Source organism: Nitrospirota bacterium (assembly GCA_016207905.1).
GTDB lineage: Bacteria > Nitrospirota > Thermodesulfovibrionia > Thermodesulfovibrionales > JdFR-86 > JACQZC01.
The window spans coordinates 18,941-35,308 of the sequence record JACQZC010000050.1; the positions used below are offsets into that span (position 1 = coordinate 18,941).

General features: G+C 44.6%; 17 protein-coding genes and 4 tRNA genes. 20 read left to right on the forward strand and 1 reads right to left on the reverse strand.

Going from position 1 to position 16,368, the window contains the following annotated elements:
- The first annotated feature begins 1 nt into the window (after nucleotide 1).
- The 14 genes from HY805_06005 (at nucleotide 2) to HY805_06070 (ending at nucleotide 13,903) form a co-directional block, all read left to right on the forward strand.
- Nucleotides 2-649, forward strand: a complete 648-nt coding sequence (locus HY805_06005; protein ID MBI4823768.1) for a hypothetical protein — start codon at nucleotides 2-4, stop codon at nucleotides 647-649.
- Nucleotides 650-678: 29 nt separating this feature from the next.
- Complete coding sequence (locus tag HY805_06010; protein MBI4823769.1) at nucleotides 679-1,788, forward strand: DUF11 domain-containing protein; 1,110 nt, start codon at nucleotides 679-681, stop codon at nucleotides 1,786-1,788.
- Complete coding sequence (locus HY805_06015) at nucleotides 1,770-2,966, forward strand: hypothetical protein (protein MBI4823770.1); 1,197 nt, start codon at nucleotides 1,770-1,772, stop codon at nucleotides 2,964-2,966. The genes HY805_06010 and HY805_06015 overlap by 19 nt, the downstream gene beginning before the upstream one ends.
- A gap of 180 nt (nucleotides 2,967-3,146) precedes the next feature.
- The gene (locus HY805_06020; protein ID MBI4823771.1) at nucleotides 3,147-3,725 is read left to right on the forward strand and encodes a superoxide dismutase; all 579 of its coding nucleotides are present in this window, start codon (nucleotides 3,147-3,149) and stop codon (nucleotides 3,723-3,725) included.
- A gap of 15 nt (nucleotides 3,726-3,740) precedes the next feature.
- Nucleotides 3,741-3,935, forward strand: coding sequence for a ferredoxin (locus HY805_06025; GenBank protein MBI4823772.1), 195 nt, complete (start codon nucleotides 3,741-3,743; stop codon nucleotides 3,933-3,935).
- A gap of 34 nt (nucleotides 3,936-3,969) precedes the next feature.
- Nucleotides 3,970-4,566, forward strand: coding sequence for a TraR/DksA C4-type zinc finger protein (locus tag HY805_06030; GenBank protein MBI4823773.1), 597 nt, complete (start codon nucleotides 3,970-3,972; stop codon nucleotides 4,564-4,566).
- Nucleotides 4,563-5,432, forward strand: coding sequence for an acetylglutamate kinase (argB, locus tag HY805_06035; protein ID MBI4823774.1), 870 nt, complete (start codon nucleotides 4,563-4,565; stop codon nucleotides 5,430-5,432). Before HY805_06030 ends, argB begins: the two co-directional genes overlap by 4 nt.
- Nucleotides 5,433-5,495: 63 nt before the next feature.
- Complete coding sequence (locus HY805_06040) at nucleotides 5,496-5,843, forward strand: hypothetical protein (protein ID MBI4823775.1); 348 nt, start codon at nucleotides 5,496-5,498, stop codon at nucleotides 5,841-5,843.
- Nucleotides 5,734-7,152, forward strand: coding sequence for a Flp pilus assembly complex ATPase component TadA (gene tadA / locus HY805_06045; GenBank protein MBI4823776.1), 1,419 nt, complete (start codon nucleotides 5,734-5,736; stop codon nucleotides 7,150-7,152). The genes HY805_06040 and tadA (HY805_06045) overlap by 110 nt, the downstream gene beginning before the upstream one ends.
- Nucleotides 7,153-7,203: 51 nt before the next feature.
- On the forward strand, nucleotides 7,204-8,637 hold the full coding sequence (gene tadA, locus HY805_06050; protein MBI4823777.1) for a Flp pilus assembly complex ATPase component TadA: 1,434 nt from the start codon (nucleotides 7,204-7,206) through the stop codon (nucleotides 8,635-8,637).
- A gap of 34 nt (nucleotides 8,638-8,671) precedes the next feature.
- Complete coding sequence (locus tag HY805_06055) at nucleotides 8,672-9,751, forward strand: type IV pilus twitching motility protein PilT (GenBank protein MBI4823778.1); 1,080 nt, start codon at nucleotides 8,672-8,674, stop codon at nucleotides 9,749-9,751.
- 3 nt (nucleotides 9,752-9,754) lie between these two features.
- On the forward strand, nucleotides 9,755-10,963 hold the full coding sequence (locus HY805_06060; GenBank protein MBI4823779.1) for a type II secretion system F family protein: 1,209 nt from the start codon (nucleotides 9,755-9,757) through the stop codon (nucleotides 10,961-10,963).
- Nucleotides 10,960-12,558: a PAS domain S-box protein gene (locus tag HY805_06065; GenBank protein MBI4823780.1), complete on the forward strand. Its 1,599-nt coding sequence runs from the start codon at nucleotides 10,960-10,962 to the stop codon at nucleotides 12,556-12,558. The genes HY805_06060 and HY805_06065 overlap by 4 nt, the downstream gene beginning before the upstream one ends.
- A complete protein-coding gene (locus HY805_06070) occupies nucleotides 12,545-13,903 on the forward strand; it encodes a sigma-54-dependent Fis family transcriptional regulator (GenBank protein MBI4823781.1) in 1,359 nt (452 codons plus the stop codon). Before HY805_06065 ends, HY805_06070 begins: the two co-directional genes overlap by 14 nt.
- Before the next feature lie 3 nt (nucleotides 13,904-13,906).
- On the opposite strand, the gene fdhD is transcribed toward HY805_06070, so the two are convergent.
- On the reverse strand, nucleotides 13,907-14,665 hold the full coding sequence (gene fdhD / locus HY805_06075) for a formate dehydrogenase accessory sulfurtransferase FdhD (protein MBI4823782.1): 759 nt from the start codon (nucleotides 14,663-14,665) through the stop codon (nucleotides 13,907-13,909).
- Nucleotides 14,666-14,949: 284 nt separating this feature from the next.
- Between fdhD and rlmB the strand changes: the two genes are divergently transcribed.
- The 6 genes from rlmB to tuf all read left to right on the forward strand — a co-directional run.
- Nucleotides 14,950-15,654 (forward strand): 23S rRNA (guanosine(2251)-2'-O)-methyltransferase RlmB, encoded by a 705-nt coding sequence (gene rlmB / locus HY805_06080; GenBank protein MBI4823783.1) that lies wholly within the window; start codon nucleotides 14,950-14,952, stop codon nucleotides 15,652-15,654.
- A gap of 121 nt (nucleotides 15,655-15,775) precedes the next feature.
- Nucleotides 15,776-15,848 (forward strand) — tRNA-Thr (locus HY805_06085).
- Between the two features lie 90 nt (nucleotides 15,849-15,938).
- Nucleotides 15,939-16,020, forward strand: a tRNA-Tyr gene (locus tag HY805_06090).
- Nucleotides 16,021-16,044: 24 nt separating this feature from the next.
- Nucleotides 16,045-16,116: transfer RNA gene (locus HY805_06095), tRNA-Gly, on the forward strand.
- A 17-nt stretch (nucleotides 16,117-16,133) separates the two neighbouring features.
- Nucleotides 16,134-16,206: transfer RNA gene (locus HY805_06100), tRNA-Thr, on the forward strand.
- Between the two features lie 35 nt (nucleotides 16,207-16,241).
- Nucleotides 16,242-16,368 (forward strand): elongation factor Tu (gene tuf / locus HY805_06105; protein MBI4823784.1); only part of this gene is annotated, 127 nt, incomplete at its 3' end.

Genomic DNA, 16,368 nt, shown 5'->3' on the forward strand with positions numbered 1-16,368 from the left:
TATGGAGCAATGCATTCTAAAAGATGTCATGCTGAATTTATTTCAGCATCTCTTTCGGCTTCAGAATGACAGAAAGGGTCTTTCAATCATTACAGTAATCCTAAGCCTTCTAATCCTTTCCCTTTTTGGTGCAGTAGCTGTTTCCCTGATAACAACCTCAGCCAATATAGGGCTTCAGGAGGAGCAGGGACAACAGGCATTCTATATAGCAGAAGGGGGATTGGAATATGCCCTTATGAATGGCACATACTGTAACTATAATACCTCAAGCATCACATTTGGAGAAGGGAGCTTTTTTACAAACTCGGTCTTTACAAATGCGGTTCTTAGCGGATACATAAACAACTCTACAGGCACACTCTATCTTACTTCAGCTCCGCAGAGGGGGTTTATCAACTCAGGCTTTACAGTGCCAGGCACGATAGCGATAGACTTAGAATACCTCTTTTGCAAAGGCAGTATCAGCGGTATCAACAATAGCTTCACAGTGTGTGAGCGTGGCTATGCAGGCTCGGCCCGCTCTGAGCACAACAACGGTGCGGCAGTCACTCAATGCTCTGTTCGCTCAACTGGAACTGTCTCCAAGGGACTGGGTTTTGGAAGTGTAAAGAGGGTTGCACAAATAAATGTTGTGGAGGTGGATGAGTGATAACCGCCCCGGCATTCCGCGCCATGCGTTTGTGGACATGGCTGTTGGTGTTTGGTATTGTGGCTGTATGCCTGCTTTCCCACACGGACACAGCCTATGCATATGACGAAACCCAATGCGCCGGAGATAGATTCGGCGAGGATTTGAACTGCACTGCTCAGGATGTTTCTATCACCAACATACGGGTCATTGGCGATACCACATCCTGCATAGGTGGCAGTAGCATCACGCTTGACCTGGAGGTCACGGTTAACTTCGCCACACCTGACCGATGGGACATCGGCGTTTTCGTCTCTAACGACGGCAAAACCCCGCAGTTGACCGTTGCAAATGGCGGGGCTACCAGTTGTGCTGTGGCTATCCTGCCAGCCTCCAGTCCATTCCTGGACTTAGACGGAGTTCCGAAAGGGACAACCGACACCTGCGGTGACGGTAACAAGGGAATCGGTGGGGGCACAGGCAATGGCATCCTTTACATGCCCAACTCCACTGTGCAGTGCCAAGCTATCAGCGGAAGCAGTGGTAATCTCTTCATTCCCTATGTTGTAAGCTGGGACAATCAGGCAAGCCCAGCAGGTAGTCTCTGCACATCCATTGCCGACCCTGTGCCCAATACAAAGTCCAAATGCAACGCACCTACCGTAGATCAGGGCACAGTTAGTGTCGTAGTTCTGCCCACTATCACCAAGACAGACAGCATCACCTTCATCAAGTCAGGCAACACCACCACTTATACTGTCGTCATCACCAATACAACGAAAGTTGCGTTAAGTGGCGCAGTCTTCAAAGACCCAGCAGTAAGCGGTATCAATGTCAATAGCGTAACCTGCTCGGCAGGAGAAGGGGCGTCCTGCCCAGCCAGCCCCACAGTGGCAGATATGCAGGGTGCAGGCATTACTATTCCTTCCATGCCGGTTGACAGTAGCGTAACCTTCACAATCAATGCCACCTTAAGCGGCAATCCCGGAGATACTCGCACTAACACAGCCAGCGTCACCGTCAGTAGCCAGACTAACTCAGCCAGTGATACCGACACCATTACTGGAGAGATTGCAATAAGCCCTTCGAGTTCTTCCAAATATGGCTCTCAGGGAACATTAATGGTATTTAATTATGCCCTTTGGAACTTTGGTTTCTAACAGTGCCTGCAGACAGTTCAGAGAATTTTATAGTAAAGGTGCAAATCCCTGCTGACGCAGCTATAGGGACAGTTGATACAACAACCATTACTGCGGTATCAGGCAATGACCCAAGCAACAAAGCAACTGCAACTGCTGTCAGTACTGTGAGCGAGCCATTAACCTTAACGCCTGATAACACAGGCTCAGGTGGAAAAGGCTCTTCGGCATTTTATAACCACAGGGTGCAGAATAATACAGCCTCAAGCCAGACAGTTAGTTTTTCAACTGAATTTTTAGACCCATGCACAGGCTGGACTAAAGTCACTCCTGAAACAGTGACACTTTCACCTTTTGGAGGATATGAAGATATTGTGGTCAAGGTAACAATACCCTCCACTGCCGTGGCTGGAGATGTATGTAGAGTAACTGTGACTGCCACGGCAGGAGGAAATTCAGCACTTGCAACTGACACCACAACAGTAAAAGACATTGTCCTTTATTCAGACCCCGACTACACAAATGAAAGCTACATATTCCCTGTAGGGAATGCTGTTTATGCAAGGGCATTTGGCACTCTGAGCACAACTTATAGATTCTACTGGTATGATTCAAGCAATAATTTAAAAAGAACCTCGCCGCTCTACACAGGCCCGGAAATATTATCTGACACTTATGACCCAATTGCAGGGCCCCTCGGAACATGGCGCGTGGAGGTAAGGCGTGTCAGCGACAATGCTCTTTTTGCCCAGGCTTATTTTTATGTTGGACCTGACCATGTAAATGCAAGCTATACAGGGCCAAATCCGCGTGTGAATACCAATGTAACTATTAACCTCACCTTACATGACAAGGATAATCATGTTGTGCCCATAGACCCAGCTACCGGAAATGTTGTTCAAGGAAACCCGCCAACAACAAAAGACCCATTAAAAATAACTGTATCCGTAAACGGCTCTGCAACAATTGTATCTACTACCTTGAGCGGAGCTGTAATTGTCGGACAGACAGTTACCGGAAACCTCGACAGTGTAACAGGAACCGCCACAATAACAATCACTGATAGCGTCACGGAAATAGTGACTATTACTCCGGCTTCCTATAATTCGGCATTATACGGCTCACCATCGAGGGATGAACCAACAACAGTCTCCTTTAAAAAAATAAAGATAGTTGACTGGCGTGAGATTCTTCCCTGAAAACTGAGCCTTTATAAATTGACAGCCCTTTGTCATGCTGGTAACCCCTTTTGTCATGCTGAATTTATTTCAGCATCTCAGCCCTTAGACCCTGAAACAAGTTCAGGGTGACAGAGAGATGGCTTGCATAGATAGTTGTTTTATGCTAAGAGTTTTTCATGGGCATGAAAGGAGGCATTTATGGCTTACACAGCAAAAGACTATTCAAGACTCATTGGTATGCAGGGCTTTTCAGAGACCCTTCTAAAAAATCACTTCACCCTTTATTCAGGGTATGTGACAAACACAAACAAACTTCTTGAAACACTTACTGCGATGCTTAAGGATGGGAAAACCAATACACCTGAATATGCAGAGCTTAAAAGAAGGCTCGGCTGGGAGTTTAATGGAATGAGGCTTCATGAATATTATTTTGAAAACTTAGGAGGAAAAGGTAAACTGGACGAGACAGGAAGGCTGATGAAAGGACTCTGTGAGTCCTTTGGAAGTTATGAGCTATGGGAGAAAGATTTCAGGACAGTTGGAAGTATGAGGGGAATTGGCTGGGCATGCCTTTATCAGGATATAATGGAAGGAAGACTTATTAATTTCTGGATTAATGAGCACGATGTCTCACACCCAGCAGGTTGTAACCTCATACTCATCATGGATGTTTTTGAGCATGCCTTTATGCTCGATTACGGACTTAAAAGAGCAGACTACATAGAGGCATTCTTTAAAAACATACATTGGTTGCAGGTAGAGGCAAGATTAAAATAAAAAGGAGGTTTTCTCATGAAAAAAATACCATTTGTTGATTTTGGATTGTGCGAGGGCTGTGGCTCATGCAGTGCGGTCTGCCCAGAGGTGTTTGAAACGAGGGACGATGGAAAGGCATATGTTATAGGTCCTAATAAATGTAATACCTGCGATTGTCAGGAGGCAGCAGATATATGCCCTGTTCAGGCAATTACATTTTTCGAGGAATAAGAAAAAACTCTCTCTTTAGTATAAAATCTATGCTATGAAGTCTCTAAGGGATGTCTCTCGGTTTCACGGGCATATGTGTCCGGGGCTTGCACTGGGCTACAGGGTCTCTGAATTTGCACTCAGGAAATTAGGCACAAGGGCAAAGGACGAGGAGATTGTGGCAGTCGTGGAGAACGACTCATGCGCAGTGGATGCCATTCAGGTTATGACCGGGTGCACATTTGGCAAGGGAAATCTGATATTTAAGGATTACGGAAAACAGGTCTATACATTCATACAAAGGGGTATAAGAAAGCCAAAAGTCAATGCCTTGAGAATCTCGGTTAAATGGCAGTCTCCAGAGGAAACACCTATAGAGACCTCGATGTGGCAGAGGTATATGAAAGGACAAAGAACACCTGTGGTATTAAAGGCAGTGCATAAGAGAAAATCTAAAAAGATAAATGCTATACTGAATGCCAAAGACAGAGAGCTTTTTGATGTCAGAGTGAAGAAGATTAAGCCTCCTTTGGAGGCACATATATGGGTGAGCATTCCCTGTAGTGTTTGCGGAGAAAAGGTTATGGAGACAAGGGCAAGAATTAAAGAGGGAAAGGTTATGTGTATTCCATGTTTGGAGAGAGATAGATGAAACCCATTGAAAAGGCAAATATCCTTATAGAGGCATTGCCTTATATAAAGAGTTTTTACGGAAAGACATTTGTCATAAAATACGGTGGCTCTGCTCAGTCAGACGAGAAACTGAAGAGTGCCTTTGCACAGGATATCGTGCTACTGAATTTCATCGGCATACACCCTGTGATAGTTCATGGAGGAGGGCCAAAGATAACCGAGATTATGCAAAAGATGGGCAAAAAGCCCCTATTTATACAGGGTCAGCGCATAACAGACAAAGAGACAATGGACATTGTTGAGATGGTTCTTGGAGGTCTCATAAACAAAGAGATTGTCGCATTGATAAATACCCACGGAGGAAAAGCAGTTGGCTTAAGCGGAAAAGACGGCGGGCTCATCAAAGCAAAAAAGAAGCTTCTAAAAAAATCATCTGCCGAAGAAGAGATTATCGACATAGGTCTTGTTGGAGATGTGAGCTCGGTTGAGCCAAAGATATTGCGGTCCATTCAAGGTGAGGGGTTTATTCCTGTGATTGCACCAATAGGTACGGACTCCAAAGGCGAGGCATTAAACATCAATGCAGATTATGTAGCATCCGAAATCGCATCCGCAGTAGGTGCCGAAAAATTGATTGTCCTTACAGATGTCCCGGGGATAAAAGGCAAAAGGGGAGATATACTGTCCAGCATCGACAAAAAGGGCATTAGAAAACTGATTGCAGATGGAACCGTAGGAGGAGGAATGCTTCCAAAGGTTCATGCCTGTATGAGTGCACTTTCAGCAGGCACAAAGAAAACACATATAATCGATGGCAGAGTGCCTCATTGCCTCCTTCTTGAGATATTTACAAAAGAGGGAATAGGCACTGAGATAACAGAATAAAAAGAGGTAATCACAACCCCCATTCGGTTGACTTTCAATGGCTTTTAAGATACATTAAAAGATATGGCTGTAAAATTAGGGCAGTTACTTCTGAACTCCAATATTATCACTCAGGAACAGCTTAACCAGGCACTTAACATTCAGAAAAAAGATGGTGGAAGGCTCGGCACAAACCTCGTCAAATTAGGCTATGTCACAGAGGAAAAACTCGTAACATTCCTGAGCAAGCAGTTTGGTGTGCCTGCAATAAACCTCTCTAACTATAAGATAGACCCAGCAGTGCTCAAGCTCATCCCAGCTTATGAGTGCCATTACAGAGTATTATGGAGGCAAAGGTGCGGTTGCCACTACCACAAAGGCATCTCCTACCGAATCATCACGGATACTCGAGGCAAAGGATTATACTTTTGATGGTGAGGAGGAGACTTTAGGCGCTGTCTCAGAGCAAAGCAATCTGCTCGATGTCGAAGAGTTTGATAAGGTAGTTGGTAGTGCCCTCGATGGCATAGAGGCGGTTGAGGAAAAGGAAGATGAAGATGTAATAAAAGAGGTAGATGCACCAATAGTGAAGCTCGTAAACGGGATATTTGTCAATGCCATAAAAGCAAGTGCAAACGATATACACATAGAGCCCTACGAGACATCGGTCAGGGTGAGATACAGGGTTGATGGCAAGCTTTACTCTGTGATGAACCTTCCTGCAAAGATAAAGAATGCCATAGCTGCGAGGGTAAAGGTCATGTCAGAGCTTGATATTGCCGAAAGGAGGCTTCCACAGGACGGAAGGATAAAGCTTAAGTTAGGTAAAAAAAGGGAGATAGACTTCAGGGTCTCGACTGTTCCTACGATGTTTGGCGAAAGATGCGTTCTCAGGCTTCTCGATAAGTCAAAGCTTCAGGTGGACTTTTCAAAATTAGGCTTAGATGAAGAGGCATTGAAGATATTTATGGATGCACTCGATAAGCCTTATGGAATGATACTCGTTACAGGGCCAACTGGATGTGGAAAGACTACAACGCTTTATTCGGCACTCTCTTATCTGAATAAAATTGGCGTGAATATCTCGACTGCCGAAGACCCTGTAGAGTATAACTTCTTAGGTATAAATCAGGTTCAGGTGAGGGATGAGATAGGGCTTACATTTGCCTCTGCATTAAGGTCATTTCTCAGGCAGGACCCTGATATAATCATGGTCGGTGAGATAAGGGATTATGAGACTGCCGATATATCGGTCAAGGCAGCACTTACAGGGCACCTCGTTTTAAGTACACTTCATACAAACGATGCCCCTGGTACCATAAGCAGGCTTGTTAATATGGGCATAGAGCCATTCCTCGTTGCCTCGGCAGTTATAGTTATTGCAACCCAGAGACTTATAAGAAAAATATGCCCTGAATGCAAAGAGGAGGTAAAGGTCCCTGTGCCTGCCCTCATAAAAGTCGGATTTTCAGAGGAAGAGGCAGGCAGTATAAAATGCTACAGGGGTAAGGGATGTCCTGCGTGCAATAACTCAGGCTATAGGGGAAGGATTGCCATCTTTGAAGTCATGCCTATAAAGGATGATATAAGAGACCTCATACTTGAAGGTGCCACTTCGGCAGAGCTTAAGAAGACCGCCATAAAGCTCGGCATGAAAACCCTGAGGAAGAGTGGTCTTGTAAAGGTCAAGGAAGGCATAACCACTATAGAAGAGGTCATCAGGGTCTCTTTTGAGGACTGAGTCTCACGCCATTTTATTGACAATAATTGTCATTTTATTTATTGTAAGGTTATGGTTATAAAACTTGGACAGATGCTCATAAACTCCGGCATTATTACCGAGGAACAGCTCAAACAGACACTTGTTCTTCAAAAAAGGGATGGTGGAAGGCTCGGCACAAACCTCGTCAAATTAGGCTATGTCACAGAGGAAAAACTCGTAACATTCCTGAGCAAGCAGTTTGGTGTGCCTGCAATAAACCTCTCTAACTATAAGATAGACCCAGCAGTGCTCAAGCTCGAGACATCAAAAATCCTTCAGGTAAAAGACTATACGATGTCTGCCGAGGATATGGTGGCAGGTGGCACCATGGGTGAGAGTGATGAGGGCCCCACAGTCGATGTCGATGAATTTGACCAAGTGGTTGGCAGTGCCCTCGATGACATAGAGGCTGTTTTAACAAAGGACGAAGGTGTATCAAGCCAGGTAGATGCACCAATAATTAAGCTTGTCAACGGCATATTCGTTAATGCCCTTAAGGCAGGTGCAAGCGATATACATATAGAGCCTTATGAAGGGGTTTTAAGGATAAGATACAGGGTTGATGGTGTTTTGCATACGGTTATGAATCTGCCTACAAAGATAAAGAGTCCCCTTACTGCGAGGGTAAAGATAATGTCCCGTCTTGACATCGCTGAAAGAAGACTTCCACAGGATGGAAGGATAAAGCTCAAATTAGGACCTAAAAGGGAGATTGACTTCAGGGTCTCTGTCTTACCATGCCTTTTCGGTGAAAAGACCGTCTTAAGGCTTCTTGACAAGTCAAGCCTTCAGGTAGACCTTACGAAGTTAGGCTTTGAGGAGAAAGCCCTCAGTGAGTTTCTGGCGGTGCTGAGTAAGCCATACGGAATGGTACTCGTTACAGGTCCAACTGGAAGTGGTAAGACCACAACCCTTTATTCGGCACTTAGCCATCTCAACAATCCTGATGTGAACATAATGACTGCCGAAGACCCTATAGAGTATAACTTTTTAGGTATAAATCAGGTTCAGATGAAGGAGGAGATAGGGCTTTCGTTTGCCTCTGCATTACTCCTTAATATGGGCATAGAGCCTTTCCTTGTATCCTCATCTGTCTTAATGATAATTGCACAGAGACTTGCAAGAAAGCTCTGTCAGCAGTGTAAGGAAGAAGAAAAAGTGCCAATTCCTGCTCTTATGAAGATTGGTTTTTCAGAAGACGAGGCAAATGTGGTAAGATGCTTCAAAGGCAAAGGCTGTCCTACCTGCAGTAATTCGGGGTACAAGGGAAGGATCGCACTTTATGAGGTGATGCCCATAGGCGATGAGATTAAGGAGCTGGTGCTCGAGGGTGCCTCTGCCGCTGAGATCAAGAAAGCCGCAATAAAGCTTGGGATGAAGACCCTGAGAATGTCAGGGCTTACAAAAGTAAAAGAAGGTGTAACCTCGATAGAAGAGGTTGTGAGGGTGACCTTTGGAGATTAAGTGGTACCTGCAAATAAATATATAAAGGAGTAATATGCTTAGTATTTATGACCTTTTAAAGACACTGATTGAAAAAAAGGCATCTGACCTTCACATAACTACAGGGAGTCCCCCACGAATTCGGATTGATGGAAGACTCATGCCTCTCGATGGAGAGCCCCTTGGACCTGCTGATACAAAGGCACTCTGTTACAGTATCCTTACCGATGCCCAAAAGCATAAATTCGAGGAGAATAATGAGCTTGACCTATCATTTGGGCTTAAAGGCTTATCGAGGTTCAGGGCTAATATATTTACGCAAAGGGGCGCTGTTGCAGGTGCCTTCAGGTCAATACCATTTGAGATAAGGACATTCAGGGACCTTGGGCTTCCGGAGATACTCAACGACCTGACTAAAAAGCCAAGGGGGCTTATACTTGTCACAGGCCCTACTGGCTCTGGAAAGTCAACAACGCTTGCCTCTATGGTTGACCGTATAAATTCCGAAAGACCTGACCATATCATAACCGTAGAGGACCCAATAGAATATCTTCATGGACATAAAAAGGCTCTCATAAACCAGAGAGAGGTCAATGCAGACACCGCATCCTTTAAGTCGGCATTAAAGTATGTCTTAAGGCAGGACCCCGATGTTGTTCTGATTGGTGAGATGAGGGACCTTGAGACCATAGAGGCAGCGCTTGCTGTCTCTGAGACAGGTCATCTTACGCTTGCAACCCTTCACACAAACTCCGCAGTTCAGACCATAAACCGAGTAATAGATGTATTTCCGCCGCATCAGCAGGAGCAGATAAGGGTTCAGCTTTCTTTTGTCCTTGAGGGAATCCTTGCACAACAACTTATCCCGAGGAAGTCAGGACAAGGAAGGGTTCTTGCAATTGAAATCCTTATTCCGAATGCGGCAATCAGAAACCTTATAAGGGAGGACAAGATACATCAGCTTTATTCCATGATGCAGACAGGTCAGGCAAAATTCGGCATGCAGACGATGAATCAGTCCCTCCATGAGCTTTATACAAAAGGTCTTATATCTTATGATGAGGCACTGGGACGCTCATCTGTGCCAGATGAAATGCTTACGATGCTTCAAAGAGTGGCAACCCAAAGGAGGTAAGACATGGCTACGATGGTTTTTCAGTGGTCAGGTAAAACAAGTAGGGGGACTATAGAGTCCGGAGAGATTACTGCGGCTTCAAAAGAAGAGGTCATAGCACAGCTCAGGCAGAAAAATATAACACCCACAATCGTAACTGAAAAGGTAAAGAAGAAATTTGGCTTTGGGGGGGGCAAGGTCGGCAGCAAAGATATAGTTATCTTCACAAGACAGTTCTCGACAATGATAGATGCAGGGCTTCCACTTGTGCAGGCATTAGATGTACTTTCAGGACAGGTGGAAAATAAAACACTCGCAAAGACCCTTTCGCAGATAAAGGTGGATGTCGAAGGCGGCTCCACATATGCAGATGCCCTGAGAAAGCACCCAAAGGTCTTTGACGAGCTTTACGCCAATATGGTTGCCGCAGGAGAGGCAGGCGGAATACTCGATACAATCCTGGGAAGACTTGCAACCTATATAGAGAAGGCAATGAAGATTAAAAAGAAGGTCAAAGGAGCACTGGTCTATCCGATAGTTGTCTCTACGGTTGCAGTGCTTGTTGTTGCAGTAATCATGGTGTTCGTTGTGCCAACATTTATAGAGATGTTTAAGGCACTCGGAGGAACTCTTCCTCTTCCGACAGTAATTGTCGTCACTATAAGCAATTTCCTTAAGGGCATAGGAGGCATCGTTCTCCTCGGAGCCATAGTGGGTACTATAATGGGTATCTCACAATTCAGAAGAACAAAAAGGGGCAAAAAGATAACCGATGCTATACTCCTTAAGTCACCAATCTTTGGAGTTATGCTTGTAAAGGCTGCAGTTGCCAAATTTACAAGGACCATGGGAACCCTTATCAGTAGCGGTGTTCCTATACTGGATGGACTTGAGATAACGGCAAAGACAGCAGGCAATAAGGTTATCGAGGATGCAGTTATGACTGTGAGATCTGCTGTTACCGAGGGTAAAACCCTTGCCGAGCCTCTTTCAAAGGCAAAGGTCTTTCCCCCAATGGTAACGCATATGATAGCAGTTGGAGAATCCACAGGCGCATTGGATGCCATGCTCGGAAAGATTGCGGACTTCTATGACGACGAGGTCGATGCCGCAGTGTCAAACCTTACTGCCATGATGGAGCCTTTGCTTATGATATTTTTAGGCACTACCGTAGGGTTTGTCATAGTTGCCATGTATCTACCCATATTTAAGATGATTACACTCATAAAGTGAAGGAAACTCCAAAAAGTGCCCTGAGCAATAAGCTTAAGACCCTGACTGCATTCAGGGCACTTTTCGTTACTGTCCTTTTAGGCACCTTCTATATCTTTGAGATAGGACTCCGAATATTCCCATACCCATATGGGGTGCTTTATTTAGTAATATTCCTCTACCTGCTTACAATTGTTTACTCATTGATGCTTTTGAGGTTTGGAACACCTGCCTTTGCCTATGCGCAGTTATGCCTCGATGTAGTGTCTGCTATAACATTAGTCTTTCTGACAGGCGGAATCGAAAGCTGGTTTTCCATTCTTCTGCCGATTGTAGTGATAGCCTCTGCAATTATCCTGAATAAAAGGGCAGGGTATGTCATTGCCACCATAGGCGCTGTGCTTTATGGCTCTCTCATAGACCTTCAGTTCTATAAAATACTTCCAATCCCCTATGACCCAATGTTCGGAGAAAAAGATTTTCTCTACAATATATTCTCGCACACATTAGCCCTTTATCTGACTGCTTACCTTATAGGTCATCTTGTTGAGAGGCTCGAAAGGGCAACCATAGGGCTTGAAAAGAAAGATTCGGACCTGAAGGACCTTACTGTGTTTACCGATGAGGTCATAGAAGGTATGCCAAGCGGACTATTTACAACCAACCTTAAAGGTAGGATAATCTTGTTTAACAGTGCCGCCGAGGAGATAACAGGCATTGAAAGACACAGGGCTATCGGCATGGAAATCAATAGTGTCTTCCCATTTATAGGTAACATAAGACAAAAGGAGCGGATTGAAGGACTCATAGAGCATGCGGGTAGCAGTAAGGTTATAGGGCTTACTGTCTCGGAGATGCAGGATGCAAATGGTCAGCGCACTGGTTTTATAGGCATATTCGATGACCTCACAGAACTAAAGAGGATGCACGAGGAGATAAAACAAAAGGAAAAACTGGCAGACATAGGTGAGCTTGCCGCTAACATAGCCCATGAGATTAGAAACCCACTTGCTTCGCTTAAAGGCTCTATAGAGATGCTAAAGGAAGATAAGGTTTCAGCAGAATACAAAGGCAGGCTGATGGAAATAGCACTCGGTGAGATGCAGAGACTGGATGTAATCATAACCGAATTCCTCATCTATTCAAAGCCCAAGGCAATCGAGCTGGAGACCTTTGACCTGCACCAGATGCTCGATGAGACCATCGAGATGCTTAAACAAAGAAATACAGGCGAGGTCACATTTATAAAGGGATTTAATGGCCCTCTCTATATAAAGGCAGACCCACAGAGGCTTCAGCAGGTCTTCTGGAACTTAGGCATTAATGCCATAGAGGCTATGCCTGATGGAGGTAAGCTCTCTATAAGCACAACCGACAGTAAAGATGTGATAAAGATTATATTTGAGGACACAGGCATAGGGATAAGTCCTGAAAACATGAAGAAGGTTTTATATCCGTTCTTCACTACAAAGCCAGAGGGGACAGGGCTTGGTTTGAGCATAGCATACAGGATTGTAGAGGACCATAACGGAGGACTTGCCTTCACCAGCAAGCAGGGTGAGGGCACAAAATTCAGGGTCTTTCTGCCTAAAGGCAATGTAAATGGAAAAGAGTAAGATACTGATTGTTGAGGACGAAAAGAACATGAGGGAGGTTCTTAAGATTCTCCTTGAGGGAGAAGGCTATGAGGTCGTAACTGCGCATGATGGCATTGACGGATTGGGCTGTATCCAAAAGGACATATTTGACCTTGTAATATCGGATATAAAGATGCCAGGTGTAGATGGCTTTGGCATACTCAAGAAACTTCATGAGGTGTCTCCTGAAACATTTGTAATAATGATTACAGCCTTTGGTACTACTGAGTCTGCTGTTGAGGCAATGAAATTAGGAGCCTACGACTACATCTATAAACCCTTTAGGATAGACGAAATAAGGCTTATAGTCAAAAACGCTCTGGATAAAAAGAGGCTAAATGCCGAGGTCTCCATCTTAAGGGAGAAGGTTAAAACCGTATATGGAGTCGGCAATATTATAGGGAAAAGCCCTGCAATGCAGGAACTAATAAGGCTTATACCAAAGGTTGCACAGAGTGGCTCGAATGTCCTTATCCAAGGGGAATCTGGCACTGGGAAGGAACTTGTAGCCAATGCACTGCATAACCTAAGCCCGCGGGCAGAAAAAAGCCTTGTTGCCATAAACTGTGCGTCATTGCCTGAAGGACTGCTTGAGTCAGAGCTTTTCGGTCACATGAAGGGCTCATTCACAGGTGCAGTCCATAATAAGCAGGGGCTTTTTGAGGTTGCTGACAGAGGCACACTCTTTTTAGATGAGGTCGTAGAGATGCCCTTAAATCTTCAGTCAAAACTTCTTAGGGCTATTGAATTAGGAGTATTCAGGCGCGTAGGAGGCACTGATGACATCAAGGTCGATGTAAGGATAATTTCAGCCACAAATAAAGACCTGAAAGAGGAGGTTTCAGCAGGTAGGTTTAGGGAAGACCTCTTCTATAGGCTCAATGTAGTTCCTCTAAGGATTCTGCCTCTAAGGGAAAGAAAAGGGGATATTCCGCTTTATGTAGAGCATTTCTTAGGCAAGCTATCCGAAAGAAAAAGGCAGTTCTCAAAAAAGGCAATGAGCCTCTTTATGAGCTATCCATGGAATGGCAATGTCAGAGAGCTTGAAAATGTAATTGAAAGAACCCTGCTTTTTAGCGATAAGGATACTATACCCGAAGGGGACCTTCCGCCTGAGATTACAATGTTTCGCCCTGAAGAGAAGATTGCTTTGCCTGATATATCTAAGGGGATAGACATCGAGGAGGTTATGGGCTCTATAGAAAAGAGCTATATCCTCGAGGCACTTAAGCTTAAAGGAGGCAAAAAAACAGATGCCGCAAAGCTCCTTCGTCTATCCTTCCGTTCCCTAAGACACAGGCTTCAAAAATACGGAATAAAATGATTTTTATAATATCCTTTCGGGATGCGTATAGACATTAAACCTCCTGCCTCTCAGAAAACCTACTGTGGTCAGAGCATTTTTTTCTGCTATAGAGATGGCAAGGTCAGTTGGGGCAGTTTTACTTACTACGATTGGGATGCCCCACCTCGAACACTTAGAGAGTATCTCCGATGTAAGTCTTCCACTTGTAAGCATTATCTTTCCCTTAAACCCTATATCTTCGATGAGGCAATAACCAATAACCTTGTCCACTGCGTTATGCCGCCCAATGTCTTCTGCCATGCAAAGAATCTCTTCGGTGTCTGCAAGTGCCGCACTATGAACGCATCCTGTAAGTTTGTAAAGTTCAGATAGTGTCTGGAACTTGCTATAAAGCTCCCTTAGTTTTTCAGCGCTGATTGTCAATGGGTCAGAGGTGGGCAATGCCTTTTCCCTTTCAGGAAATACCACTCCGCCTGCACAACCCGATGTTTTGACCCCGCCACTAACATCCACTGTTCCCTCGGCAGTTACATCTGCTTTTACCTCCTCGCCATAGTAGAGTGCTATCCCCTCTGCACACCACTGACCCCTGATTATATCTTCTGTAGATAGTATTCCCACTACAAGCTCCTTGAGCATTATAGGCGTGCAGTAAAGGCTTAAGACCTCTTTTCCATTCACCAATATCCTTAGCCTTTTCTCAACTGCAATTGTGTCTATGACTTCTTTTGATGTGCTGTTAATGATTCTAAGAAGTGTCTTTTTAACTGTCTTGTCCACAATGAATTATAATCCTTTATGAAGTTCGTGGTCAAAAGAGATATTTTGCTTTTTTTAATCTCATCGATAGAACCATTTCTTTACATCTGCTTTAGTTTATAGGGGAGGGGGGTGCCTCATAACCCATTGATTTTAAATGATTCCTGCTTCCATTTTAGTTCCGTTTAGTTCCGTTTTGGTTCACTTTTATGCATTTTATTTGCACTTCTCCACCCTCTGTCTCCTCTTTCGTCGCCCTGAGCCTGTCGCCCTGAGCTTGTCGAAGGGCATCTCCTCTAAACCCTGTGTTTGAAGCACTGAGGGCTCAAAGAAAGATTAAGGCAATATATATCCACGCAGGAAGACATAAGGATGTGGAAAGACTCAGGAATGAGGCTGAGATAAGAGGGATCCCTGTCAAGCTGATGAACCGTGCTTTTTTCGATAGCAGGTTTCCAAAAGGCAATCAGGGTGTAGCAGTAGAGGTATCAGAGAGAGGCTATGTAGGGTTTGATGAGCTCATGGATGTCCCTATAGAAAAAAACGAAAAAGCTTTTTTCCTTATACTCGATGGCATCGAAGACCCGCGAAACCTTGGGGCAATACTCAGGTCCTCCGAGGCATCGGGAGTTCATGGAGTTATAATCGAAAAGCATAGGTCAGCAAGCCTTAGTCCCGAGACTGTTAAGGCATCTGCAGGTGCCTCTGAATATGTAGCAGTCTCGATGGTATCGAATATCAAAAATGCAATCGAGGAGATGAAAAAACAGGGCATCTTCGTTTTAGGAGCAGAAGGAGGCTCAAATCTTACTCCATATGACATAGACCTCACTGTGCCCCTCTGTCTTGTAATAGGCTCTGAAGCAAGAGGGCTCAGAATGACTGTTAAAGCCCGATGCGATAAGATAGTTAGCCTTCCAATGAGAGGAAAAATCGATTCCCTTAATGTCTCGGTGGCTGGAGGCATACTTTTGTATGAGATTTTAAGGCAGAGACTTAGAAAAACTTAGATTTTTGAAGAAAATGGCTAAAAATTTAAGTTATTCTTGAAATTTCCCTATTGACCATTGTATAATTTATAAATTATCCTAATAGGTTAGAGCTTTGAAAGGAGTGGTGTTGCCTTTTTTAGCCACCGTAGCTCAGCAGGCAGAGCAGCTGATTTGTAATCAGCGGGTCGGGGGTTCGATTCCCTTCGGTGGCTTCTATTCGGGATAAATGTCAAGTTGAGGAGGGTTTTAAAATAGTAGAAAACTATGAGGTTAATATCGGTATTGTCTCTTTTTGTGTGGAAGGAGAGGTTCCCGAGTGGCTAAAGGGGACGGGCTGTAAACCCGTTGGCTATGCCTACGGAGGTTCAAATCCTCCCCTCTCCACTTTGGGATTTGAAATTTTATGGTGCGGGAGTAGCTCAGTGGTAGAGCGTCAGCCTTCCAAGCTGAGGGTCGCGGGTTCGAATCCCGTTTCCCGCTTCGAAATTATCAGTGCTGCCCATGTAGCTCAGTTGGCAGAGCACATCCTTGGTAAGGATGAGGTCACCGGTTCAATCCCGGTCATGGGCTTAGGAACAGAATTATTATTTAAGGAGGAATAGGTTATGGCTAAGGCAAAGTTCGAGAGGGTAAAGCCTCATGCAAATGTAGGCACGATAGGGCATGTAGACCATGGGAAAACCACCCTTACTGCGGCTATGACGAAGGTTATGGGCTTTAAGGGACTTGCCA